The sequence below is a fragment of the Gemmatimonadota bacterium genome, assembly GCA_040388535.1.
Classification (GTDB): domain Bacteria; phylum Gemmatimonadota; class Gemmatimonadetes; order Gemmatimonadales; family GWC2-71-9; genus Palsa-1233.
Genome location: JAZKBR010000002.1, coordinates 1,049,214 through 1,073,899, shown reverse-complemented (window position 1 = coordinate 1,073,899; position 24,686 = coordinate 1,049,214). Strand labels below are relative to the sequence as shown.

The following is a 24,686-nucleotide window of genomic DNA, read 5'->3' as shown; positions in this document are numbered from 1 at the left end:
TACCGGCACACGGCGACGCGCGCCGGCGCGAATTACTTGGTGGCGCCGCGAATCACACCGACGGCGACATTGCCCACTGCCTCGAGCGCCGCCTTGCTGAGCTTGTCGGGGGTGTCGTGCTTGGTGTGCCAGGAGCCGTAATCGATATCGATGATGTCGATCGCCTTGAAGCCGGCGGCGATGAGCGGCGTGTGATCGTCGGTGATCGGGCCACCGTACGACGCATCGACGAAGATGTGGCCGTACCCCATCTGCGCCGCAACACTCCAGACGCGATCGACCACGTCGGGCGCGGCGACCTGCGAGCCGGGCTCCTTCGGAATCCGCAGATCCTTGTCACCCACCATATCCCAGAGCACCGCGAAGCTCGGCTTCTCGGCCACGATCGGATTCTTCGCGTAATACTCCGATCCGATCAGCACATCGACGCGCGGCGGGCCGAAGAAGCCGTAGTCCTCGCCATCGAGGAAGACGAGATCGACGCCCACCGTGGTGGGCTGCTTCTTGAGCGCATCAAGCACGCCGAGGAGTACGGCGACACCAGAGCCGCCATCGTTGGCGCCCGGCACCGGCGCCACCTTGTCGATCGAGGTCGGGCCATCGGAGCGCGGCCGGGTATCCCAGTGCGCCAGATAGAGCACGCGATTGGTGGCCGCCGGATTCACTCGCGCGATCACGTTGATCATCTCGATCGAATCGCCCACGGCCGGGTGATGCCACCAGCGCTGCAGCACAACCGAGTCGGTCTTGGTGCGGACCAGCGAGTCGAGCCAGTGTGCCATCGCCGCGTGCGGGGCCGTGCCTGGAATCCGTGGGCCGAAGGCGACCTGCGTCTCGACCGACTTGAGCGCGGCGGCACCATCAAATTCACGTGGCAGCGAACTGCTGGTGTCGCGGCCACAGGCCACGGCAAGCAACAGAAAAGAGGCGGTAGCGAGCGAGAGCCTGGAGCGCATCAGCGATTCCCCGGCATGGTGAGCGGAATATTGAAGTTGAGGGCGGCCGAAATCGTCGACGTCTTCCGATCGAGATATCGCAAGTCATTCACTACCCAACCGAAGACGAGCCCGCCTGTCACCCGCCCGAAGACGTCGGTCGTCAGGGAGCCGTGAATGTCGTGCCCGCGGATATCCGAAACCGTTTCGCACTCCTGGCCCTCGGCGCGCAGCAGACAGTCATTGCTGCGTCGGATGGTGGCATACAGCTGCGTCCGCAGCGGCTTACGGAGTTCCGACAGGGCGCGCGGCAGCCGGACGCTCCAGAATAGCTCGCCGCTCAGGTTATCGATATTCCCGCGCCGGAGCGAGCCGTTGTCGCGGCTCTCGGAGCGGTCCATAGTCGCACGGGTCAGCAGGCTGATGCCGTTGCGAAAGGTGAGACGCACCTCGGGGCCGAACGTCCGGTTGGTGGTTGCGCTCGTTGCCGCTGAGGCACCGTCGAGCCGCGGGGTCCGGGTTGAACTCTGCCGCTGGCGCAGCGACGACGACAGGGTGACCAGGGAGAGGGGGCCACCACGGAAGACTCTGCTCCAACTCACCGAGCCGTACGGCCAGTCACGGGAGCGGGTCTCGGTCACCATGAAGGCATCGGCGGTGGCACGCTGGTAGCGATCGTTGTGGTTTTCCTGATAGGTCGAGGTCACCGACAGGCCGAGCGGCAACTCGAGTCCAGCGGTGAAGGATGTCTCCCAGTACTGACTCGCCCCGAGCGCGACATCACTCCCCTGATGGAGGAAGGAATCGAAGCTACCGGTGCCGAGCTGGTAGCCGATCGACGGATCGAAGGCGGCCAGGTCGAAGGTGGACTGCCGGGTCCGGCGGCGGGTGACATCGAGCTGTCGGAGGCGGGAGAAATACCTGGCGGTCTTGCTGGAATCGCCGAGCACGCGTCGCAGCAGCAGAGCGGGATCGATGGTGGCGCCGATCTCGGAGATGCGGGCGTTGTTGAGCGTCTGGGGAAGAATGTATTCCCCGAGAGTATCCCCATCGGTTCGCACCGGATTGCGGCTCGTGAGAGACCGCGAGAGGATGAACGACGACACGGTCGAGATGCGCGGGCGCAGCCATGACGCGAGTGTCGGATTGAGCGAGATCCCCGAGGTCACGTTGCGATCGCGCTCGACACCGACATCCGTGCCGAGAAACTGGCGGCGCGAGGCGCCGGCGAGCCGCCCGATGGAGGTGGAATCGGGATAGTTCCGGAGATCGCGCGTGCTGGTCCAGTCGGCGTTCAGGGTGATCATCTGCAGTGGCTGCCAGCTGGTACCGACATTGTTGCGCCAGAGATACTGCAACGAGGTCACCGGCTTCAGCAGCGTGTCGGAGGCGCGATGGATCGGCACCAGGAAGGAGGTGTAGTCACCCTGGGTGCGCGAGAGCGTCGTGTTGAGTCGCAGTGCCGTCGGCAGCAGCGCAATGTTCGCGCGACCCAGCGCCCGACCACTCTCACTCTCGCGGAGCCAGCGCGGCAGCCCTCGCGCCAGTCGCCCGAATCCGAGTGAACGCGTTCGCCGCCCCCCGGCGACCGACCATCCCAGCGAATAGTTGAACAACGAGGAATTCGCGTCGCTCAATTCGGTGGTTGCGTCGGCGCCGGCGAAGTTGGCGCTGAACGAGAGCGGATTCAGCAGCAGTCGAGTCAGGAAGCTTCCGGTGTTCACGACGCGGCGCACGTTGAGCGAGAACGAGGAGTTGTTGCTCCGCGGGCGTCGCAGATCGACCAGCTCGGCGGCCCGTAAATCCGAACCGGCAATCAGCTCGGGATCGGTGCTGCTGGCGTTGTAGCCGAGCGACAACGGCATCGCGAGGCCGAAGGACGCCGGCAGAAAGCGATCGAGTCGGAGGTTCGTACTCGCCTGCAAGGTGCCGGTCGTGCGATAGGAGGGGGCCGCCGAAATCTGCCGGAACTGGCCGTCCTGATAGACATAGTCCAGGGTGACATCGCCGAGGTCCGTGGCCAGGAGCCGCGCGTTGATGGCCGCAGCACGACCGACCTCGGTGATGGGAGTCGCGAGCCGGATGTCATCAATCCAGAGCTCGGCTGCCGCTGGCGCTGCGCCACCGGCCTTGTGATAGATGCCCGTGGCAATCTCCTGCACCTTCGCGAGGTTCGGTTCGCTGATCCCCGGATCGCGCAGGTGCACGATGTACGGCCCTTCGCACGCCACGTACGCCTCGGGATCGCCGCCGCATTCAAGCGATCCACTCGGTGCTTCGCCACGGAGATAGCGCTCCTGAACCTGCGCACGCAGCTTGCGCCAGGTGTCGAGATTGACGACGACCTCGGGCTCCCAGGTCGTGGTCAATGCACTCGCGTCGAACCAGTAGAAGTTGCGTGCGTCGGCGCCGACCTTGATGTAGCCTCGCAGCGTGCCGTCTTCCCAGCCGGTGCCACGACCGCGCAGCCAGAGCCGCAGCTCGCGATATGACAGGAGATTGCGCGCGTCGCCGAGGAAACGAAAGTACGCCTCAGCCCGCTCGCCCGAGCGGAGATCCTTGGCAACCACACGGAGGGCCTTTTCGTTGATCTGCTGGCCGAGGCTCGACTGGCCTCCCGCCACGTCCTTCGTCGCGCTCACCACGCCCGGTGGCGGGACGTAGCCGAGTTCGAGGTTCTCGGTGGTGATCGCCGACACCGACACATCACCGTGGCTGACTCCGGTCGACCCGCTGATCCCTGCGATCGGCGTCTCGGCCCGGCGGACCCAGGGCGCGCCAATGAGCCGCATGCGCGCCAGAGCGAAGCGCACCACCGGGTCGGAGCCCCCCTTGTCGGGCGGCGTCAGGAAGGTGAAGCGGAGGTGCTTGATCAGCCGCATGTTGGGCTGGCCAACCTGACGATCCCACTGACGCAGCGGCACGCGGTAGAGCTTCCACGCGGCCTTCCGCCCGGTTGCGTTGTCGGTGGAGACCACGCCGGTGCGGACGAAGTACTTGGGATCGCGCAGATCGATGATGTAGCGGAAGGCATCCTCATCGGGGCCGCGCGCGTTGAGGAGCAGGTCGGCATCGAGATCTTCGGTATCGAGCAGGCCGTTGCCATTGGAGCAGCGGGCCGAGAGATCGCCCCAGGGGAAGATCTCGACGGACGCGGTGACCGTGCGCCGACAGAGCGCTGGCCGAAGCACCGGGCCCAGCGGTCCGGTGACCTGGTCGGGACGGTCGCCGAGAATCCCGACATCATCAGTGACGGCGGAATAGGTGCCCGTGGCATTGCGTTCGGTGTCGAGTCGGCCCGCGCCGACATACTGCCGCCCGGTCCAGGTCGTATCAGTCCCACTCACCGTGAAGGCCGTCGGCGCAATCGCCAGCGCGTCCTCGCTGACACTGCCGAGGTCGAGCATGAAGCGCATTTCCGAGGATTCGACCGGCTTGTCGTCTTCGCCTTCGAAGACCCAGAACTCGAGGAACTCGTTGCGGGTGAGGTCGACACCGGTGAGCGAGAGCGGCGTCACCACCGAGCGCCAGCGTGGCTGGAACGGTCGCGGTGGCAGGCTCCAGTGCGAGTGGTTGTTGCGCGCGACGATGCCGCCAGCGGTATCGGCGTGGAAGGTGATGTAGGCGACGGTCTCGGGGCTGGTGCTCTTGCCGCCGACGATCTGAATGTTCGGGTCGATGGCCTCGGCCGTGATCTCGTTGGCGAGGCCGAGACGATTCGGCACCAGGTTCTGCCAGCTGAGCTGGACGGCGCTGGTCGAGTCGAACCCGCTCGGAAAGCCGAGGGCTTCCACGCCCGCCGACGATTGCGGCATCGAGGAGATCTGCCAGTTCCCTTCACCGAGCCGGATCGGAATCCCGGCATCGTTCTCGAATTCTTCGAGGTAGGCCTCACCCGAGCGATTCGCATCCGGTCGCGAGAACGCGAGTTCGGCATTGAGCTCGAGTGACGACGGCGCCACCACGCCGCCGCGCGCGAGCCCCTTGAGGAAGCGCGAGACCGCCGGGAGACGGAAATTGAATTGTCCGGTCACGCCTGCGAGCAGCGAGGCCGTGGGCTCGAATCCGAGCTGAGGTCGGGTGAAGGCTGTGGCTTCCGACTGATAGAGGCCGACCAGGTTCACGCTGCCGATGGAGCCGACGCGGTAGCGCGCGGTGAGGCCGAAAATCGATGTCGGTGCGATTGCGAAGAAACCCTGCTGCTCGAAGCTCGCGGTCACGGTGGACGTGCCGCGACTGAAGAGACGTTCCGGCTCGAGGAAGGTGACCATTCCGGTGCCGTAGCTGATGGAATAGTCGACACCCCGGGTGAGCCGGAGCCCGTCAACGGTGAGCTGTTCGGTCCCTTCGCGAATCTGGATTGCGTTGAGGTTGATCGATCCCTTGTCGCCGCCGCCCCGCGCCGCGTACTGGAGGCGGATCTGATATTTCGCCGGCGGCCCCTGCTCGAAGAGCAGGTATTCCGGTGTGCGATAGAGCGAATCGTTCCGGAACTGCGGGTCCGGTATCCGCGCCGCGTCGGCAAACGGCTGCTGGGACGGAAAGAAGATGAAATGATCGAGGATCGTTGCCGTCGCACCGGGATCGCGGCTTCGCGGAAAGAGGCGATTGTCGGTGTCGAAGAACTTGGCGTCGTTGGGCAGCGCGAGGCCGAAGCGCGAGAGCCAGGTGCCGACCCCGTCGGGCGGCAGCTCCGAGCGATTCAGCGTGATCGCAACGGCGAGCGAGCCCGCCTGGAGATCACTCCCTGTGACGCGATAGACATTGCGCATCGAGTGCGCAAACGAGCCAGCGTCGGGGCCGCGATTGGGCTGCAGGATCAGGCGCAGGGTATCGCTGCGCGTCGGATCGTCGGTCGCGGGGAAGGTCCCGACGCGGCCACCATCCGCAGTGGTATAGCTCACCGCGAGTAGGTCATTCGGATCGAGCTTGGCCGTGAGCACGAACCAGAGCCCCGACGGATCGAGCCAGTAGTCGCGTCCCTGCTGGAGCAGCTGCCAGCGGAGGGGGCCGATTTTCTCGATGGTGGTGCCACTCTGATTGAGGCCGAGCGCGGTGATGCCGTCAAGGTTCGGGTTGGCCCCGGTCCCGCCGGCCGCGACCGAGCGGTACTTGTAGATCCGCACTTCAGTCGGCTTGAGCGACGGCGCGAGCGTCAGCCCCTGCAGTGAAAGGGCATCGATCGCGGGGTAGCCCGGGAGGGTGCGCGGATCGACGGCCCAGAAGAAGCGCCGCGCCTCGAAATTGAGGTCGGCGACTTCGCGGTCCTGCGGCTCGGTCGTCTCCGACCCGATGGTATAGGTCCTGGTTCCGACCTGGCTCCCCGACTGCGTGGCCGCGAGCGCCTGCACCTCGACCGGACCGAGTTCCACCGTGGTGTTGATGCCGAAGTTGTTGGTCGGGATGCCGGCGGTCAGGAAGCGGGAGAGCGGCGGCCGGAACTGCACCGTGCCGACATCGATCCGCTTCAGCACCTCGTCCTCGAGACCGGTGTACGAGACGCGGATGTTATTGGCGTTATTGAACTCGCGCGTGTTGTCGAGATCGATGTCGACCCGGAGCCGCTGCGAGATCAGTCCACTCGCCTGGAAGCGTAACTGGTTGTCGATGCGCGGCGGCTTGAACTTCGGGCGACACCCCGAATTGGGATCCTGCAGCTGCGAGGGTGTGCAGCGCAGGTTCTTGAAACGGTCGGTCCCGATGGTGAGTTGCAACGCCCCATCAAACTGCAGGTCGGCAACGTTGCGGTTGAGCCCGAAAAGGCCGCGAGGGGCCGCCTCGGCAGCGATGCCACCGTCGGCACGCGGGCTCGCTCCGAACCCGCGGCCACGGTACAGCGCCATCAACAGACGCTGATGGGCCGCCGCAAGACGCTGGGCCTCGACGGCCGCCGTGGTGGCGGTATCGAAACGTGCGACCCGACCCGCCACGGAACGCCCGGCCGGAAAGAGCCAGGGTGCGCGCAGGACCGCCGGCTCCCCCACCGTCGGCAGCGCGCCGGGGAGAGTGCCGTGAACGCCCATTCTGGCACGAATGGTATCCGCGGGAAGCTGGGCCCCGGCGGACCATGGTGCGAGAAGGCTGGCGAGAAGGAGAAAGAGGGCGAGTGGCGCCACGGATGGGGAGTCGGGGGATTAGCTTGGAGACCGGACGACAGTAACCTACGCCCCTCACGTGGGGCACCACAACCGGACGGCCATCCCCCCGCCATGCGCCTGATCACCCGTCACATCGTACGCGCGCTTGCCGCCCCCTTTCTCTGGGGGATTGTGGCGCTGACGGGACTGCTGCTCCTGAATCAGATCAGCGAGCTGATCAACCAGTTCGGCGGGAAGGGACTCCCCTTTGATGTGATGCTGGAGGCGGTCATCCTGGCCCTGCCGGCCCTGCTGACCCTGACCATCCCGATGGCCGTCCTGGTCAGTACCCTGTACGGCTACAGCCAGCTCGCCGCCGACCAGGAAATGGTCGCGATGTACGCCAACGGCATCTCGGTCTGGCGGATGGTCCGGCCGGCACTCGTCGCCGCCGTCGGCGTGGCGCTGGTGAACTTCATCCTCTTCGATCAGGTCGTCCCGCGCAGCAACATCCGCTTCCGGGCGCTCAAGATCGACGTGATGAACAAGACCCCGACGCTGGCACTGCGGCCGGCGCTGCTCAACCCGCTCGGCAATACCTCATATATCCTGCGGGCCGCCACCATCGATGGCAGCACCGGCCGGATGACCGGCGTGACGATCTACGACCTCTCCTCCTATGAGGGGCGCAAGGTTCTCCACGCCGATAGCGGCCGGATGGCGGAATCGCCCAACGGCACCGACCTGCTGCTGACCCTGCGACGCGGCGAGCAACTCGATATCAAGAGTGCCGATCCGGGACGGATCGAAGTCACCCGCTTCCTCGAGAACCGGATCACCATTCGCGGCGTCGCCAACGAACTGCAACGCAGCGATGACCGGTCCAACGAACGAGGCGACCGCGAGATGAGCGGCTGCCAACTGCTCGATGGCGTGGCCGACCAGGAATGGGAAGTCGCCGAGCAGCGGCGCCAGCAGGAGTATTTCACGCGACGCGACCTGCGCCATCTGGCCGGGCTCTCGCCGGTCATCTCGCCGGCATCGCCGACGCAACCGAAGCTGCCGCCGCACTGTGGCAAGTATCGCGACTTCGAGGAATGGTTCGGGCACTTGATGGTGCCTAACCTCAAGCCGCGTGATACCACACCGATGCCACCCGATGAGCGACTGAAGCAGCCGCAACCGACCACCGATCCGGAGCCGACGCGCGCACGCTTGCCACGCGGCACCGTCGCGGTCGTGCCACCGATGCCGCAACAGCTGCCGCCAGCACCGGTGCCTGCTCCCGCAGTTTCGCCGGAAGTCGCCGCCGGAAAAGCGGCCGCGGATTCATCGGCCGCGGGCACGCCGCCCGTGAAGAAGCCGGGAGATGGCGCGCCTCCGGCCGACAGCAATGCCCCGCTCTCACCAGACTCGGCGAAGGCGATTCTCTCCGCCGTGGTGCCAACCAATGAGCACACCCCGGGCGCCGACTCCGCGTTGGCGCTCGCGCTCCGGCAACGCGCGATGAACACGCCGATCCCCCAGAGCAACGGCGCGCTACTACCGCAGGTCGCCGACACGGGCAACCGCAACTTCCTGGTCCCGCCGGTGGTGCAGCAGATCCCGGGGCCCGTGGGCACAATCGAGGAAGTGCGCAGCCGATCGATCCAGATCGGTCGTGCCACCTCGCTGATTCGTCAGTACGAAGTCGAGTATCACAAGAAGTTCTCGATTCCCCTGGCGTCCTTCTGTTTCGTGCTGCTCGGCGTCGCACTGGCGCTTCGTTTCCCGCGGAGCGGAATCGGCCTGGTCATCGGGGCGTCGCTGGTGATCTTCATGGCGTTCTATGTCCTGCTCATCGGCGGCGAGAATGTCGCCAACAAGGGGTACATCTCGCCGATCACTGCGATGCACGGCCCGGTCGTGCTCTTCACCATCCTCGGCCTCGTCGGCGTGATCGTGGCCAATCGCGAGATGGGGACGGCACGCACCGGCGGCATTCTCGACGGATTGCTCTCGATCATCCGCTGGCCGTTCCGGAGGAAGACGTGAAGGTCTTCGGCATCCTCGACCGCTACGTGCTGCGGCAGTGGACCGGCATCTTCCTGCTGTCGGCGATCGGGATCCCGGCGATCTCGGTGCTGATCAATACCGCCGACCGCTTCGGCAAGCTCACCGACCGTCACATCCCGATTCCCGACATCTTCCTCGGCCAGCTCTATCTCTTCCCGTGGCAGATGGCGCAGTACCTCCCGGCCGCCGTGCTCTTCGCCACCGTCTTTACCATCAACGGGATGGGCCGTCACAGCGAACTGACGGCCGCGAAAGCGGGCGGCGTTTCGTTCTACCGGCTGATCGCGCCGATGCTCCTGCTCGCCCTGCTTGCGGTGCCACTGACCTTCGGGCTGCAGGAGGCCGCCGCCGTGAGCACCTCGCGCCAGCGCACCCTGCAAGGCGACCGGACCTCACCAAAGGATGTGCAGCGCTTCCAGTTCGGTTACAGCTCGCCCACGAAGTGGACCTGGGTCATCAAGGAGATGACGCGGGTACCCGCTCGCGCGCAGGGCGGGCTCCTGATCGAAGGACCGATCGTGGCGCACCAGCCGCACTGGACCATCGCCGCCGACAGCGCTCTCTGGCTCGGCCCCCGTGCGAGCTGGCGCTTCTTCTCCGGCGTCAGCGTGGTGACCGACAGTGCCGGGGCCACCACAAGCTTCCGCTATCTCTCCCTGCGGCATCGCCAGCTGGTCGAGACGCCGAACACGCTGCTCGACCAGGAGAAGAAGGCCGAAGAAATGACGATGGAGGAATTCCGCGGCTATCTGGCGCAATTGAGCCGCTCGGGGAAGCCGCCCGGATCGCTCGCGGTGGACCTGCCACTCAAGTACGCGGTGCCGTTCGCCTGCATCGTGATCGCCCTGTTTGGTGCACCACTCGCCCTCACCGCGCCGCGCGCTGGCGCCGCGCTCGGTCTCGCCTTCGCCCTCGGTACGACGCTGGTGTACCTCACCGGCACCCAGATCATGAAAGCGCTCGGTGGCAAGGAGATCATCTCGCCCGAACTCGCGGCGTGGTCAATGAACGGACTCTTCCTGCTGCTGGCGCTGGTGCTGCTGAAACGCGTCCGCTCCTGACCAGCGGGGGCACCTCCACAATGAGTTCCTGCGACCCCCAGAGCTGATCGGCGCTGGTGAGCCACCCGTGCGCCACAGCCCGGCGCGCGGCTTCTCCTCGCACCCGGCCGACGCACGCAAGCGTGGACACCAGCGGGGCGGCTGTCGCTCGGCAGGTCAGCACGATCACCAGCTCCAGGCGACGTAGCAGCAGCCGCTCCATCACGATGCCATGACAGTGGCTCACGCTGACGTGCAGCTGATTGCGGAGCCAGCGGCCGAAGGGGGTCAGGACCAGGGCGGCATCGGGACAGTGGTGCGTGAGGAGTGCCGGCGCACTCCTCGCGAGGGTGAGGCGAATCAGGGCACGCGCCATCGTCATTCCGGATCGGGATGACGAAGGAGTGCGCCAGGTGAGTCAACGCTGGCTCAAACAGCAAGGCCGCCTCCCCGACGGGGAGGCGGCCTCTTTTGCTGCAGCAGCGGCGACTAGTTGAAGGTGTAGCGCGCGCCGAGCTGAATGCGCCAGACGTCGCTGTTGCCAGCGGTCTTTTCGAGCGAGTGATCCATCAGGACGTTGCTGATGGCGCGGAGACGGTAGAGCGCCTTGCCGTCGGCGCCGGTGGTCTGCGCCAGCAGCGGCGAGTTGGAGACGAGGCGCTGCGAGAGGCCCCAATCCTTGTTGATCATGTTGCCGACGTTCAGGATGTCGAGGCGGAACGAGACGGTGTTCTTCTTCCCGAAACCGCGCCCGAAGGCTTCCTGCACCACGCTGAGGTCAGTGCGCCAGACCATCGGCAGCCAGACCGCGCCACGCTTGGCATACTCGCCGCGGTGGGCCGAGAGGTACTTGTCCTGATTGATGTACGCTTCCCAGGCAGCGTTCTGGTCGGCCACGGTGAAGGTCTTGGTGACGCCGTTCACCGTGCTGTTGTACTGCTGGAAGTTCATCTCCGACACGTCCTTGGGAATGTAGATCAGGTCGTTGGTCGAAGCGCCGTCGCCGTTGAGGTCGCCGGAGAAGACGTAGCTCGAGTTGCCGATGGTGCGGCCTTCGAAGTAGAGCGACAGCGTCGTCGCGCCGAAGTTGAAGTATTCCGCACGGTAGGACAGCGCCGCGAACAGACGCTTGCCCGGCGAGTTGGCCGAGAACGCTGCCTCAGGCTTGTTCGGGTTGCTGGAGATCGGATTGCCGTTCCAGCTGCCCAGCGCGACCGAACCCGGGTCGATGGTGTTCTTCGACTCGCCATAGCTGTACGCCGCCTTGGCGTAGAAGCCGTTCCTGAACGCCCGCTCGAGGGATGCAGCGGCATTCCACGAATGGCCCACGGCTTCGTTGCCGAGGACCATCGCGCCCGTGATGCTGCTGTTGAGCTTGTTGCTGGTGTAGCGCGGGCGGTTATCGGCGCCGACGAAGTTGGTCTGCGACGCAGGCAGGTTGGCGTTGATGTACGACGCGCCATTCACGTCCTTGTCGTAGATGAACTCGGCGGTGCCGACGAGGTTCCACGGCAGCCGCTTGTCGATCGCGATGTCGGTGCGCCAGAGCTGCGAGAACTTGTAGTTGTCGCTGGTGATGTCGAGCTCGTAGCTCGCCGCCGGGGCGCCGGTGACGTTGGTCGGCTTGTAGGCAGCCGGGCTCGGGTTGAACGGCCGGGCCTTGGTGTTGCTCTGCTGGTCGAAGCCCGTCAGGATGCCGTTCTGGCCGATCTGGTTCGAGATCCAGACGTACGGCGGCGTGCCGGAGAAGACGCCGGTACCACCGCGGATCTGCGTGCTGCGGTCACCCTTCACGTCCCAGTTGAAGCCGAAACGCGGCGACCAGAGCGGCGACGCCTTCGGCATCTTGCTCGTGGAGTACTGCACCGGGTTGCCATCGGCATCGCGGAACGTCATCGCCGCGGCAACCGGGTTTTCGAGGCCGGTTTCGTCGAAGTGGTGCACGTCGGCGCGGAGACCGAGGGTGAAGCGCCAGCGATCATTCGGACGCCACGAATCCTGGAGGTAGCCACCGTACGACTTCACGTCGAGCGGCTGCAACGGCTTCTCCTGGCCCGGGATGTTGTTGTAGCGGACCTGGAAACGGTTCAGTGTGACCGGCGATGCCGTGCGCGCCGGATTCGCGAGGAAGTCGTTCGCGTCGGTGTAGAAGTCTTCGAGCGAGTTGTAGACGTAGACGCTCTGCGACCCCGAGTAGAAGACGTTGTCGGAGTGGTACTTCTCGGCCGTGACGCCGAAGGTCAGGTCGTGCTTGTTGCCGTAGATCGTGAAGTTGTTCTGCAGCTGATAGCTGTTGTAACGGAGTTCGTTGTTCGGGGTGAACGGCTCCGACCCGGCCGACATGTAGGTGAGGCCGTCCTTCTGGATGTCGATGAGCGGGAAAATCGTCTGCAGCGCGGCGCGGCTCTCATCGCTCTTGGTGTAGCCGATGATGAGGTCGTTGGCCATGTTGCCGCCGAACGTCGACGTCCACTCGGTGCCGAACGAGCGGTTGTTTTCGAGAATGTTGTAGCCGCTGTTCTGGAACGACATCGAGTTCGCGTTGTCGCGGCGGTTGCCGAGGTTGCCGAGCGAGTTCGAGTTCGAGACCGCCTGCCCGGACGACGAATTCAGCAGGTTGTAGCGGACCGCGATCTTGTTGTGCTCGTTCAGGTTGTAGTCGAGCTTGCCGAGGAAGCGGCGCGACGGCACCTCGAGGTTCCAGCCGGTGTACGGGCCGGTGTCGTAGCCGAAGTTGGTCTTGAGGTAGGTCGAGAAGGTCTCGAGGTCTGACTTGAGCACGCGCGTCGTGTTGCCCGCAACGGTCTCGCCGCCGTTGTTCGCCACGAAGGTCGTGGCCGGCTGGGTCTGGGCGTCGTCTTCGTAGCTGCCGAAGAAGAAGAGCTTGTTCTTGATGATCGGGCCACCCAGCGACGCACCGAACTGGTGGAAGTTGAACGTGCCCGGATTGAAGATCAGCGCGCCCGCCTTGGTGCCGACCAGGTCCTGGTTACGGCCGAGGTAGTAGAGCGAACCGCTGAACGAGTTGGTGCCCGACTTGGTCACGGTGTTGACGCCGGCGCCGGCAAAGTTGCCCTGGCGGACGTCGAACGGCGCCACGTTGACCTGCACCTGCTCGATGGCATCGATCGAGATCGGGGCCACGCCAGTACGGCCGCCCGGCTGCGATCCGAGACCGAAGGAGTTGTTGAAGTAGGAGCCGTCAACCGTGATGTTGTTGAGGCGGTTGTCCTGACCCACGAACGACGTGCCGCTCGACTGCGGCGACAGACGCGTGAAGTTCTCGAGGCCGCGCGAGATCGTCGGCAGGGCCGCGAAGACTTCCTTGTCGACTGACGTGGCGGCGCCGGTGCGGTCCGAAGAGAACACCTGGTCCTTTTGCGCCGTGACCGTCAGCTCACCCAGCGTGACGGCCTGGCGACTGGCGACGAGCGCCACATCGGAGGCGACACCGAGCTGCAGGTAGATGTTGTCCTTCGACGTCGGCGTGAAGCCGATGGCGGTGGAGGTGACCTTGTACGGTCCACCGACGCGCATGCCCGGGATCGTCGCACGGCCATCGGCGCGCGTGATCGCGGAGTAGGACGTGCCCGACTCGGTGTGCACGGCAGTGACGCGCGCCCCGGCCACTGGCGCGCCCGACGGATCGGTGACGACCGCGTGGATCGAGGACGTCGTCACGCCCTGTGCCGCGACGACCGCTGGCAATGCCAGCATCGTCACGAGGACGCTCGACACCGTGAGTGCCAAACGCACAAATCGCTTCATTGCAACTCCTGTGATTCCGTGGTGAGGGGTGCCCCGAGACTGGCAGCGGCACAAATGTCGTCCCCGAGAGTGAGGTACGCAAGCAACCAGCCTGGAACTGCTGGAAAATTCCTGGGGAAGGTCACGGGGGAGCGACGGTTGGGTACGAATCAGACGGGGACGGGGGAAGGGGGAGGGGGGAAGGGGGAAGGGGGAAGGGCATGTCATCCTGAGCGAAGCAGCCCGCAGGGCTGCGAAGTCGAGGGAGACGGAGCTCCGCCCCCTCGCTTCGCTCAGGGTGACAAGGTGGTCCCGCTTCCCCCTTCCCCATTCCCCCGTTTCACCCTGCTACCCGACTCCGCTTCTCCCACCACTGCCAGGCGTAATACACCGGCAATCCAGCCAGAATCACCCCGAAGGTGAAGCCGTTCTCCTTGGGGTGGGCAATCAGCGCATTGCCGACCATCCCGACCGACGCGAGCAGGAAGATCGCCGGCACCACCGGGTACCCCAACGTGCGGTAGGGGCGCACCGCGTCGGGGTCGCGCTTCCTGAGGGTGAAGACCGCCATCACGGCCATCGCGTAGAAGGGCCACGCCCCCAGCACGAAGCGGTCGGCGAGGGCGGCGAAGTCGTTCTGGAGCACGTAGGTGACGCCCAGCGCCGCCGCGAGCCAGATCGCGGTCGATGGCGTCTTGAATCGCGGCGAGACCCGGGCAATCGCGGGGAAGAAGAGCCGCTGCTCGGCCATGGCGAAGAAGATCCTTGGGCCGGTGAGGATCGAGCCGTTGACCGACCCGAAGCAGGAGACCATCACCACCCCAGAGATGATTGCCGCGCCGGCGGTGCCGAAGATCGAGATCTTCTTGGCGGCCTCGGAGGCCACCCGGGCCGCGCCGGCCATCTCGGTGATCGGCAGCAGGTAGAGGTAGGCCGCGTTGACCAGCAGGTAGATCACCACGATCGCCGAGGTCCCGAGGATCAGGGCGCGCGGGAGGTTCCGGCCCGGATCCTTCACCTCACCACCCACAAAGGAGAGGTTTGACCAGCCGTCGTAGGTCCACATGATCGGCACCAGGGCCGTCAGCATCAGCGAGACCGTGACCGTGGCCCCCGGCGCCGGGGTCGAGAAGTTGGCGAAGCTCCCCCCCACCCCGAAGGTGAAGGCGAAGAGCCCCAGCCCGAGCATCGCACCGTACTTGAGGATGGTGGTGACATTCATCAGCGCCGAGGCGTAGGCGACGCCGAGATAGTTGAGCAGCGCGATGAGGACGATCACCACGGCTGCCACGTAGCGCTCGGTCTGGGGGGTGAGGGCGATGAACTCCCCCAGGTAGGAGGCGAAGACCAGCGAGATCCCGCCGATGGCCGCGGCGCGGATCACCGTGAGCTCGGCCCAGCCGTAGAGAAACGCCGGCAGCGGCCCGTACGCCTCGAGGATATAGGCGAAGATCCCCCCCGACCGCGGATACGCCGCCGCCAATTCGGCGATGGTGAGCGCCCCGGTGAGGGTGATGACCCCGCCGATCACCCAGAGCAGGAGCATCGGCCCGGGTTCGCCGAGGGCGGCAGCTACCTCACGGGGGACCCGGAAAATTCCGCTCCCGATGGTCGTCCCTACCAGGACGGCAGCGGCACTCCAGAGGCCCAGGTTGCGGGGCAGGCGCTCTTCCATTGGCAATTCCTTGAGGGGGGTGTCCGGCGCTGGTATGTTGCGGCTCTGGAAAACTGACACCACTCGGCCGTCCCGCCTAGGGGCGCGGCCTGCGAGGCAATATTCTGGATGTCTGACGCGACCCCCGCAGCGGCCGTTGCCGTGCGTGCCCCATCGCTTGCCGCCGACCTGGTCACGCTGACCAAGCCGCGGATCATCTCGCTGCTACTGGTTACCACCATCGCGCCGATGTTCATCACGCCGGCGGGGATGCCATCGTGGGGGCTGATCGGCTGGGTCGCCCTCGCGGGCTACCTGATGGCCGGCGGCGCGAACGCGATCAACATGTGGTTCGACCGGGACATCGACGACAAGATGGCTCGCACCAAGCTGCGGCCGATTCCGTCGGGCCGGATGACGCCCGGCGCCGTGTTGCTCTTCGGCATCACCCTCGGCGCAGTGGCCTTCACTCTCTTCTGGCATTTCGTGAATCCGCTCGCGGCGTGGCTCGCGCTCAGCGGGCTGCTCTTCTACGTCTTCATCTATACCATCTGGTTGAAGCGGATCTCGCCGCAGAACATCGTCATCGGTGGCGCGGCCGGCGCCTTCCCGCCGCTGGTGGGCTGGGCGGCGATGACCGGCTCGATCGATCTCGGCGCGCTCTACCTCTTCGCGATCATCTTCTTCTGGACGCCGCCGCACTTCTGGGCGCTGGCACTCAACAAGCAGCGCGATTACGGCAACGCCGGCGTGCCGATGATGCCGAACGTACACGGCGTGCCCGAGACCAAGCGGCAGATGCTGCTCTACACCCTGATGCTGATTCCGCTCACCATCATGCCCACGGTGGTCGGCATCTCCGGGCTCCTCTATGGTGTCGCGGCACTCCTTCTCGGCGTGCGCTTCCTGCAGTTCTGCTGGATGATCCTGCGCGAAGAGGGCGTGACGCCCACGACGTGGCGGATGTACAAGTACTCGCTCTCGTATCTGGCGCTGCTCTTCGTGGCGATGGCTGTCGATCGCTGGATTCCGTTCGGTCACCGCGCACCGCCGCCGCAGATGCTGATTCTCGACTCACCCGAAGTGGCCACGACAACGCCGCATGCGCACTGACCACCGGGCAGGAGCCCTCCTCTCCCGCCCCGTCAGGCCGACTTGCTGAAGACCACCCGCCGCACCTCCGCCAGACCGCTCTTGCGGCTCTGGCCGCGGATCAAGCCGTATCGCGGCGGGCTCATCATTGCTGCGATCACGCTGATCCTGGCATCGGTGATTTCGCTCGCCTTCCCGCTGGTGGTGCGCTACCTGCTCGACGCTGCCTTCCAGCAGCACGACAAGGCGCTGCTCGACCGAATCGCCGTCGGTCTGCTGGTGCTCTTCGCGACGCAGGCGATCCTCAACTACATCCAGACCTACTACCTCTCGGCCACCGGTGAACGTGCCGTGGCGGGGCTCCGGCGCGAACTCTTCGCCAAGCTGCTCGAGATGCCGCCGGGATTCTTCGCCGACCGACGCACCGGCGAGCTGACCTCGCGGCTCACCACCGACATCACCCAGCTGCAAGGGATGATGAGCCACCAGCTCGCCGAGTTCTCGCGGCAGGCGCTGGCACTGGTGGGGAGCATCGTGATGCTCTTCCTGATGCAGCCGAAGCTGATGCTCACGGCGATTGGCGTGATGCCGGTGATCATCGGCTCGGCGCTCTTCTTCGGCATCCGGTTGCGTCGGATCTCGACCAAAGTGCAGGACCAGGTGGCCGAGGCCACAGCTACGGCGGAAGAGGCCTTCTCACAGATCCGGGTGGTCCAGGGCTTTGCGCAGGAGCCGCACGAGATCGCGAGGTTCGGCTCGCGCATCGCCGAAGTGGTGGAGAAGGCGCTCAAGCGGGCACGAGTGCGGGCGCTTTTCTTTGGCGTGATCACCTTCACGACTTTCGGCGGCATCACGGCAGTGCTCTGGGAGGGTGGCCGGATGGTGCTCTCGGGCCAGGTGACGGCGGGGCAGCTGGTGTCGTTCCTGTTATACACGGTGACGATCGCCGCGTCGATTGGTGCGATCGCGACCTTCTTCTCGGCGTTCCAGGAATCGATCGGCGCGGCCGAGCGGGTGTTCGAGCTGCTCGAGAGCGCGTCACCGATTGCCGACCCGCCGGTGCCGAAGGCGTTGCCGTTGCCGATTCGCGGCGAGGTGGAGTTCCGCAACGTCTCGTTCCGCTATCGGCTGATTGACGACGCGACACCGACGCTTGAGGGGCTCTCGCTCCACATCGCGCCGGGCGAAATCGTCGCCATCGTCGGGCCGTCGGGTGCCGGCAAGACCACCATTGCGTCGCTGTTGCCGCGCTTCTGGGACGTGGAAGACGGCACCGTGCTGCTAGACGGCATCGATGTCCGCGACCTCGCGTTGCACGATCTGCGGCGCGCGATCGGGGTGGTGCCGCAGGAGCCGACGCTCTTCAGCGGCTCGGTGAAGGAGAACATCGCCTACGCGCGCCCCGAGGCGTCGGATGCCGATGTCGAGGCGGCCGCGAAGGTGGCAAACGCGCACGAGTTCATCGAGCGCCTCCCCGAGGGCTATGACACGCTGGTGGGCGAACGCGGCGTGAAGCTCTCGGGCGGCCAGCGTCAGCGGATCGCGATTGCCCGGGCGGTGCTCAAGAATCCGGCGGTGCTGGTCCTCGACGAGGCCACCAGTTCACTCGACAACGAGAGTGAGCGACTGGTAGAGGCCGCGCTCGAGCGGCTGCTGGTGGGGCGCACCACGCTGATCATCGCGCACCGGCTCAGTACGGTGCAGCGCGCCGACCGGCTGGTGGTGCTCGAGAAGGGGAAGATCGTGGAACAGGGGACCCACGCGGAATTGCTGCGCCGGGGTGGTGTGTACGCCAAGCTGTTCCAGATGCAATGGCGCGATGGCGAGGATCTCGCCACCGCGCTGAGTGCGCTGCAGGGGGTGGGGCAGCCTGGTTGATTCTCGCTCAATCAGTCCTACGATTTCTGATCGACCACCAGCATACTCTCAACCTCACCCATCTCACCTCTGAGGCGAGTATGCTCAACAGAATTGGCAGGACCGGAGTCGCGGGAATTTTTCTTGCGGGGCTGATCGGGACTTCGGCATTCACGGGGCGCTCGCCGATCAAGCACCCGGCGGAATTCACGTCATTCTCGATGACGGCGTGTGAGCATACCGTACACGGTTACAACCAGTATACTTTCGGCTGGACTGGTTGGACTCACACCGGGAACGTTTGGGAGGTCCGGAGCACTTCCGGAGCAACGGATAACCCTGCGACGGGGACCTACTTGGCGGGTGGCACTTTTTCGGCGGGTGCAAATGTTGGGAGCGTTGATGTACCGATCGACTACGCGGGCGCGCCCTACTCTATGTACATCTGGATTCGTGCGGTTGGGGAAGATGAAGATACGGGTTGGTTTCCATTCGAAGGGAACGCCTTCACCAATACGAATGCCTGCGCCGGTGGCTTGAACTAGCCATGTCCCTGTCAGACCAGCGGCGCCTGGATCGCATGGGGCGCCGCTGGCCTGCAGCAGTGTCAAGAATCTGTCCGAATTTATGCTCGGCTGAGCAGCACCCTTCCGCCAGGATTCGAAAGCCGGATACTTAAGGGGACAGCCTTCTCATCCCCCAATGAGGAATCCGTGCAGCCCCCCCTGCGACGTGGTTCTGACCCGAACGACTCCGACCCTGGACGCAATCAGCCCGATGAGAACCGGCGCAGCTCGTTGCTTGCGGCAGTGCTCGCCAATCCGCACGCGTTCCATTCAGCTGATGGCTTCGCGCGTAAGCTCGGGCTGCGTAATCGACATCACCTAAATCGATTGCTGCGCGAAGCCGGCTTGCCACCATTTCGGACGCTGGCGACGGCGGTCCGGCTGACTTCGCTGCTCGCCGATGCAGGAGCGATTCGTGGCTCACTCTGCTCGGCGTCACAACGCGCTGGCTTCGACCCGGCGTGGGTCTACCGGTCGCTCAAGCGATTGACGGGTCGAGGCTGGAAGGAACTCAGGGGCCTGAGCTCCTATGAAGTGGTGCGGATGACCTGCGCGCGCTGTGACCGCGCGCGGAGCGGTGACTAGGGCCTCCCATTCCCCCCATCGGAAATGAACCGCACGCTGCCGTTCGCGTCACGCCGCCAGAGCGTGAGGTACTTCGACTTGCTCGAGCGATCCTTTCCCGCGATCACTGCCTGACCCACGGTCCAGCCCAGGGTGCCGTCGGTAGACGCGCCTGCGGCCACCGCACCCCACGACCAGTGATTCGCATCCCCATCGAAGCCGGCGGCGATCGATCGGGGCCCCATGGTGAGTTCGCCGCTCGCGGAGAAGGTGACGGCATCCGGTGTTGCCCAGTAGCCGAAGGCTTTCCCCGCTCCTTCCTTCCCCGCCAGCGCCGCAAAGGATGAATCGGCGGCGATGAACTTGGCTGCCGCGCCCGTTGAGGGAAGCAGCGGCCACTCCTTCACCCCGAGCGAATCGCCCCACACGGTCTCGGCGCCATTGAGGAGCCCGCTGAACGCGAGCGCGCTGATGCGCCAGGCGCCGTTCACCGGCTTCCAGGCCGCGAGGAAGCGGGCGATCCGGTGCGACCCGGGCAGCCCGGCTCCGGCCGCCCGATCGATGATCGCGACACCCCAAGCGAGGCCGAGCGACGAATCGCGCGACACTTCGAGATGCTGGGTCTGCCAGGAGATCTTCGCGCCGACAACCGCCTTCTGCAGCCCCAGGAAACGGGTGACCGCCGGTGCCCCCTTGAGCACAGCCGCTCCTGGCCAGACCAGGACTGCGTCGTCGGTGAGCGCTGCGGGCAGCGCCGCTGCGGCACCCGTGGTGTAGACCGCGTCGGAGGTGGCGTGATCGGCTTCGAGGAGCCGTTCGTGGGCCGAGGGAGACTGGGCGGCGAGTGGTGCAGCGAGAAGCAGGAGGGCGAGGCGGCGCATTCGTGGTCCGGGTGTGAGTCGGCCGAACATACGCAGCTGGTACCCTTGAGTGTCAGTCGGTCAGCGGCTCCCTTACCAAAAGCAAACCACCCCCGCCCGGAATCCCGGACGGGGGTGGTTCGTTTACCTGCTGTCCAGCGGTTACCGGATCGTGAACGCGATCTGCAGGCTCGAGATTGCGTTGAGCCCACTGTAGTTCGCGACCAGGAAGTAGTAGGTGCCCGCCGCGAAAGCGACTGCGGCCGACACTTCCGGACCATCGGTCTGCGGCCCGAACTGGTCTGGAATGTTGGCGCCCGAGCTGATGTTCGACGCAGTCGTACCGGCTGCGTTGATCAAGTAGAGCCCAAGGTCGGCCGAACCCTTCCAGTAAAGCTTCATGTCCAGGGTTGCGGCGACCGGCAGGACCATCTTGTAGATCTTGCAGCTGTTCTCGCCGGCGTGGGTGCAGGCGCCACCGACGTTGAACGTGCCGCCATTACCGATGTCAGTCAGCACAACCGTCCTGCCGAGCTTGGCGGGAACGAAGATGGACGGGGCGGTGGCCGGCGAGCCGGTCCCGGCGAGCGTCGGCCCGGCGTAGGTGTTGGTGACCGCAACATTCTTGTCGCCATCCACAGCCAGCTTCACGACGTTCAGGTACTTCAGGGCGATGTTGGTGTAGGTGACCTTACCGGTCGAATTGCGCACCGGGATGACCATCGCCACGGAGCTGTCAGCGTTTACGCTGGCAATGCCTGCCTCGGTTCCGCCGATCAGCACCTTGGAATCCGCGAGGAAACGCAGGTTCCCACCAAGCGTCACGGCAATCGTGTCGCCGATGTTCGGCGCCGCATTGGAGACCGTGGTCGGGGCAACGGTGATGGCCGGTGTGCTAGCGACCGCGTTGGTGGTGGTATAGGTCTTCACTGCGAGCGTCGGAGCGTAGTTCAGGAAGACGTTGGTCACCGTGGCGATTCCGCCGGTGCCAGGCCCGAGAATGACGCTGATGCTGCTCGAGTCTGCCGCCCGGGATGCGATGGCATTCGCGCCAGTCGCAAAGGAGACCGCCGAGGTCGGCGTGAACTTGAGCCCTGCAGGTGCATTGATGATTACCGTATCGCCGGCAACGAGGTTCGCGGTCTTGTTCAGTGCGGCCTCAAGCGTCTTCGGCAACACCACCACGGTGATCGTGCTGGTGAAGCCGCCAGCGGTCGCGGTGAACGTCGACGTCCCATTGTTCGTGCCCAGCGCGAAGTAGCGCTGCTGCGGCTTCACGGCAGGCGGTACCAATTCGCCCGAGGTGTAGTCGGGGCGGTACTTGTCGTCATAGTGGATCGTAAGCGCCGGTCCGGCGTTGCCGACCGTGAACTCGGTCGGAATCGACTGGTTCCGGTCGTTCACGAGGCGGAGCAGGATCGCCACGGAGTCGCCCTTGGTGGTAAATGCCGAGATCGGAGTCGCTTGAACGCCGGTCGGCGCACCCATCAGGTCGATGGTTTCGTCCTTGCTGCAGGCCGACATTGCCAACACGACGGCGAGTCCTGCGGCCCCACGAATCAGTCCCTTCATACGCTGCTCCTCACGAAATGTGATGGATTGCTGCACTTTCGAATGCCGGCCGCAGGCGACCGGTGGGTCACTACTTGTACTGGTCCTATTGCGGCGGCGACGTGGTTCCCCCGCCGGAGCCAGGAATGGCACCGGAGAAGTTGACCCCGAGGTAGGTACCCAGATCGTGGGCCGCTTCGTAGGTCACGATCTCTCTCCAGTCGGAGAGGCCCTGCTCCTTGAGATCGTTCGAATTCATCAGCTGATACTGGCTCAGCCCGTTGCGATCGGCGAAGATGTAGTAGCGCATCCGCCCGCGGGTGTAGCGCCAGACTTCGATATTGGGCGCCCGACCTTCCTGCGCCCGCTTGTAGTTGTCATCCGGTGCACCGTTGCGAGCCCAGATCCGGCCACGATCGGTCTTCCAGCCTGGCCGGGCCGCGCGACCGCGCTCACCGTAGGTCTTGTTGACGTAATCGACCGCGTCGTAGAAGGCGATCCGGTTTTCGTTCTCCGGCGTCGCCTTGTTCTGGTCTCGTTCGGCCCAGAAGGAGACGAGGAACGCCCGCTTGGCCGTGGGGGAAAGTTTGTCGGCCCCGGTCTTCTTGTAGACGGCGAGTTGCTTGTTGGTCGCGATCAGCTGCAAGACTTCGGCAGCTTCGTCGAGCTGCTCTTCGGTCATGCCGCCGAAGTAGGCTTCGTCGAGCCCGCGTGACGCCGACCGAGTCGCGATGTCCCGCGCCAATGACGCCTGCAGCCCGCCGACGGCGAAGTCGCCGCTCCGTTCGATGGTCCGGCCGCCAAGCGCCACGGAAACCACGAACTTGTAGTTCCCTTCGCCCAGACCTTCCAGCGGCAGCTGACCGGCGATGACTCCGCCGCCAGCCGGGATCATCTGCCGGGTAGCCGGCAGCTTGTAGATGCTCTTGCCCGCAGCGTCACGCACGTCAATCGTGGTGGCCGCCGACGCCTCGGCATCGGTATATGCCTCGAGCAGATACGACAGCACGGGATTGGCACCATCGAGCTTCAGGTCGGGCGCGGTGATGAAGCGATACGAACCGCGACCGAATTCCCCGATGCCGGAGGTGCTGTCGCCCGGCGCAGCGCGGCGCATGGCACTGGCGAGCAACAGGTCGGAAACTCCTGGTGACGTCGCGAATGCCTCGACCGCCGTTTGTGTCGTGGCGGTCTTGCCGCTGACACTGTCTTTCACCGTGACCTGCACCAGATAAGACCCCGGTGCCATCGGTGGGAAGCGCAGCGGTTCCATCCCCATGGCGTCGGCGGAACGAGCTGCCGCCGGTGCGCCCGACCACCAGCTCTGGCTGCCGAGCGTGGTGCCGGCAGCATCCTTGATGACCAGAGAGACTTGCCAGGCGATCCGGTTACCGGCGGGTTCCGTCAGCGAATAGGGCACCTGAAGGAACCCGATCACCTGCGTCTGCTTCACCGACGGCACGTAATACCGGATGGCCTGCACTGCCAGACGCGGCGGTGCGGGAACGGTGGCACCCAGGGCGCCGAACGAGAGAAGCAGACCGTAAAGCATTGCTTACCAGCCCAGCGACACGGTGAAGAAGTTCGTCGTGCCGAGCAGGCCCATCTTGCGATAGGCGTAGTCGAAGCCGAGCGAGAAGTTGGCACTGCTGTAGTTCAGGCCGCCACCAAAGGCGAGGCCCTGGGTCTTCTCGGCGCTGGCCTTCTCGACGCCGACTCCGAAGAAGTCGGAATTGTACGAGTTGGCAGGCGTTGAGGAGTACGATCCGCGAACCGCGACGCCGAAGCCCGAGCCGCCGAGCTTGTTGGCCGCGAACTCACCGGCAAAGCCGAAGGCGGCCTTGTTGGAGCGCTGCTGGTTGAACTCACCCATGAGGGTGAAGCGATTGTTCCCCGCGGCGAGGATATCGTATGCCAGACCCACGCGGAACGTGGTCGGCAGCGAGAACCCGCTGGTGCGGAGAGTCGCCGGCTGCGGCAGCGTGGCGATCGGGTCGACGCCTTCGATCGAGTCGCGCGGCGCCGTGGTGCGAATGGCGTCGCCTTCGTACTTGAGCGAGGTACCGAGGTTGGTCAGCGTGAAGGCGAAGCGGATCGGCTTGCCATTCAGGTTCGAATGGAAGTGCGTGCCGAAGTCGAGTGCGAACGCCGTTCCCGAGGCCTGGCCGAGCTGGTCGAAGACGCCCTTGGCCGTGATACCGACCGAGAAGCGATCCGAGAAGTTCTGGGCGAAGGTCAGTGCCGCGAACGTTTCGGAGACGTCGTACAGCTCGCCGTTCCCTTCCGGGTTGGACGGGGTGTACACCGGCTGGTCGTGGAACCCGAAGGTCCCGATCTGCATGCCGAACGCCTTCGACCCGCCGCCGAACGGGAACGCGACTGCGCCCCAATTGAGCTTGGTGTCGGCGACGTAGTTGAACTGCGAGAATTGCACGCCGGGCCGGGTCATCAGTGCGATGGCCGAGGGGTTGGCGTTGACACCACCGACATCAGTGGCGACGGCAACGTAGGATCCGCCGAGAGCGGTGCCGCGGGCGTTGGCACCGAGGAGCAGGAACTCCGCGGAAGTCGTCCCGTAGCCCACGTTGTCGGCGTTGGATTCCTGGGCCACGGCAACCGCCGGCGCGAAGCCGACGAGGGCGAGGGCAAAGATCCAGCGAGACTTGGTGAAGCGCATCATGCGTCGTT

Annotated in this window: 14 protein-coding genes; 5 read left to right on the top strand and 9 right to left on the bottom strand. The window is 65.2% G+C overall.

Annotated features, from left to right (window positions below; genetic code table 11):
* Window positions 1-32 precede the first annotated feature (32 nt).
* Window positions 33-956: a M28 family peptidase gene (locus tag V4558_08330; protein MES2305500.1), complete on the bottom strand. Its 924-nt coding sequence runs from the start codon at window positions 954-956 to the stop codon at window positions 33-35.
* Window positions 956-7,051: a cell surface protein SprA gene (gene sprA, locus V4558_08325; GenBank protein MES2305499.1), complete on the bottom strand. Its 6,096-nt coding sequence runs from the start codon at window positions 7,049-7,051 to the stop codon at window positions 956-958. The genes V4558_08330 and sprA overlap by 1 nt, the downstream gene beginning before the upstream one ends.
* A gap of 93 nt (window positions 7,052-7,144) precedes the next feature.
* Here sprA and V4558_08320 point away from each other — a divergent pair, with 93 nt between their 5' ends.
* Window positions 7,145-9,046, top strand: a complete 1,902-nt coding sequence (locus V4558_08320) for an LptF/LptG family permease (protein MES2305498.1) — start codon at window positions 7,145-7,147, stop codon at window positions 9,044-9,046.
* The gene (locus V4558_08315; GenBank protein MES2305497.1) at window positions 9,043-10,128 is read left to right on the top strand and encodes an LptF/LptG family permease; all 1,086 of its coding nucleotides are present in this window, start codon (window positions 9,043-9,045) and stop codon (window positions 10,126-10,128) included. Before V4558_08320 ends, V4558_08315 begins: the two co-directional genes overlap by 4 nt.
* Here V4558_08315 and V4558_08310 read toward each other — a convergent pair.
* The 3 genes from V4558_08310 to V4558_08300 all read right to left on the bottom strand — a co-directional run bounded on the left by V4558_08310 (window position 10,043) and on the right by V4558_08300 (window position 15,529).
* A complete protein-coding gene (locus V4558_08310; protein MES2305496.1) occupies window positions 10,043-10,483 on the bottom strand; it encodes a hypothetical protein in 441 nt (146 codons plus the stop codon). The genes V4558_08315 and V4558_08310 overlap by 86 nt on opposite strands.
* Window positions 10,484-10,596: 113 nt before the next feature.
* On the bottom strand, window positions 10,597-13,875 hold the full coding sequence (locus V4558_08305) for a carboxypeptidase regulatory-like domain-containing protein (protein MES2305495.1): 3,279 nt from the start codon (window positions 13,873-13,875) through the stop codon (window positions 10,597-10,599).
* A gap of 319 nt (window positions 13,876-14,194) precedes the next feature.
* Entirely contained in the window at window positions 14,195-15,529 is a 1,335-nt protein-coding gene (locus V4558_08300) for an amino acid permease (protein MES2305494.1), read from the bottom strand.
* 108 nt (window positions 15,530-15,637) lie between these two features.
* Between V4558_08300 and V4558_08295 the strand changes: the two genes are divergently transcribed.
* The 3 genes from V4558_08295 to V4558_08285 all read left to right on the top strand — a co-directional run bounded on the left by V4558_08295 (window position 15,638) and on the right by V4558_08285 (window position 19,608).
* Window positions 15,638-16,621, top strand: coding sequence for a heme o synthase (locus V4558_08295; protein ID MES2305493.1), 984 nt, complete (start codon window positions 15,638-15,640; stop codon window positions 16,619-16,621).
* A 42-nt stretch (window positions 16,622-16,663) separates the two neighbouring features.
* The gene (locus V4558_08290; GenBank protein ID MES2305492.1) at window positions 16,664-18,478 is read left to right on the top strand and encodes an ABC transporter transmembrane domain-containing protein; all 1,815 of its coding nucleotides are present in this window, start codon (window positions 16,664-16,666) and stop codon (window positions 18,476-18,478) included.
* Between the two features lie 692 nt (window positions 18,479-19,170).
* Window positions 19,171-19,608, top strand: coding sequence for a hypothetical protein (locus V4558_08285; protein MES2305491.1), 438 nt, complete (start codon window positions 19,171-19,173; stop codon window positions 19,606-19,608).
* Here the strand turns inward: V4558_08285 and V4558_08280 are convergent.
* The 4 genes from V4558_08280 to V4558_08265 form a co-directional block, all read right to left on the bottom strand.
* Window positions 19,605-20,468 (bottom strand): hypothetical protein, encoded by an 864-nt coding sequence (locus V4558_08280; GenBank protein MES2305490.1) that lies wholly within the window; start codon window positions 20,466-20,468, stop codon window positions 19,605-19,607. The genes V4558_08285 and V4558_08280 overlap by 4 nt on opposite strands.
* Window positions 20,469-20,609: 141 nt before the next feature.
* On the bottom strand, window positions 20,610-22,019 hold the full coding sequence (locus V4558_08275; protein MES2305489.1) for a hypothetical protein: 1,410 nt from the start codon (window positions 22,017-22,019) through the stop codon (window positions 20,610-20,612).
* An 85-nt stretch (window positions 22,020-22,104) separates the two neighbouring features.
* On the bottom strand, window positions 22,105-23,550 hold the full coding sequence (locus V4558_08270) for a GWxTD domain-containing protein (GenBank protein MES2305488.1): 1,446 nt from the start codon (window positions 23,548-23,550) through the stop codon (window positions 22,105-22,107).
* 3 nt (window positions 23,551-23,553) lie between these two features.
* Window positions 23,554-24,678 carry a PorV/PorQ family protein gene (locus V4558_08265; GenBank protein ID MES2305487.1) on the bottom strand — a complete coding sequence of 375 codons (1,125 nt, stop codon included), beginning with the start codon at window positions 24,676-24,678 and terminating at the stop codon, window positions 23,554-23,556.
* Window positions 24,679-24,686 lie beyond the last annotated feature (8 nt).

Coding starts and splice junctions, on each gene's coding strand:
- V4558_08305 (MES2305495.1), bottom strand. CDS start 13,875: ATGAAGCGATTTGTGCGTTTGGCACTCACGGTGTCGAGCGTCCTCGTG.
- V4558_08295 (MES2305493.1), top strand. CDS start 15,638: ATGTCTGACGCGACCCCCGCAGCGGCCGTTGCCGTGCGTGCCCCATCG.
- V4558_08330 (MES2305500.1), bottom strand. CDS start 956: ATGCGCTCCAGGCTCTCGCTCGCTACCGCCTCTTTTCTGTTGCTTGCC.
- V4558_08275 (MES2305489.1), bottom strand. CDS start 22,019: ATGAAGGGACTGATTCGTGGGGCCGCAGGACTCGCCGTCGTGTTGGCA.
- V4558_08310 (MES2305496.1), bottom strand. CDS start 10,483: ATGGCGCGTGCCCTGATTCGCCTCACCCTCGCGAGGAGTGCGCCGGCA.
- V4558_08270 (MES2305488.1), bottom strand. CDS start 23,550: ATGCTTTACGGTCTGCTTCTCTCGTTCGGCGCCCTGGGTGCCACCGTT.
- V4558_08300 (MES2305494.1), bottom strand. CDS start 15,529: ATGGAAGAGCGCCTGCCCCGCAACCTGGGCCTCTGGAGTGCCGCTGCC.
- V4558_08265 (MES2305487.1), bottom strand. CDS start 24,678: ATGATGCGCTTCACCAAGTCTCGCTGGATCTTTGCCCTCGCCCTCGTC.
- V4558_08280 (MES2305490.1), bottom strand. CDS start 20,468: ATGCGCCGCCTCGCCCTCCTGCTTCTCGCTGCACCACTCGCCGCCCAG.
- V4558_08320 (MES2305498.1), top strand. CDS start 7,145: ATGCGCCTGATCACCCGTCACATCGTACGCGCGCTTGCCGCCCCCTTT.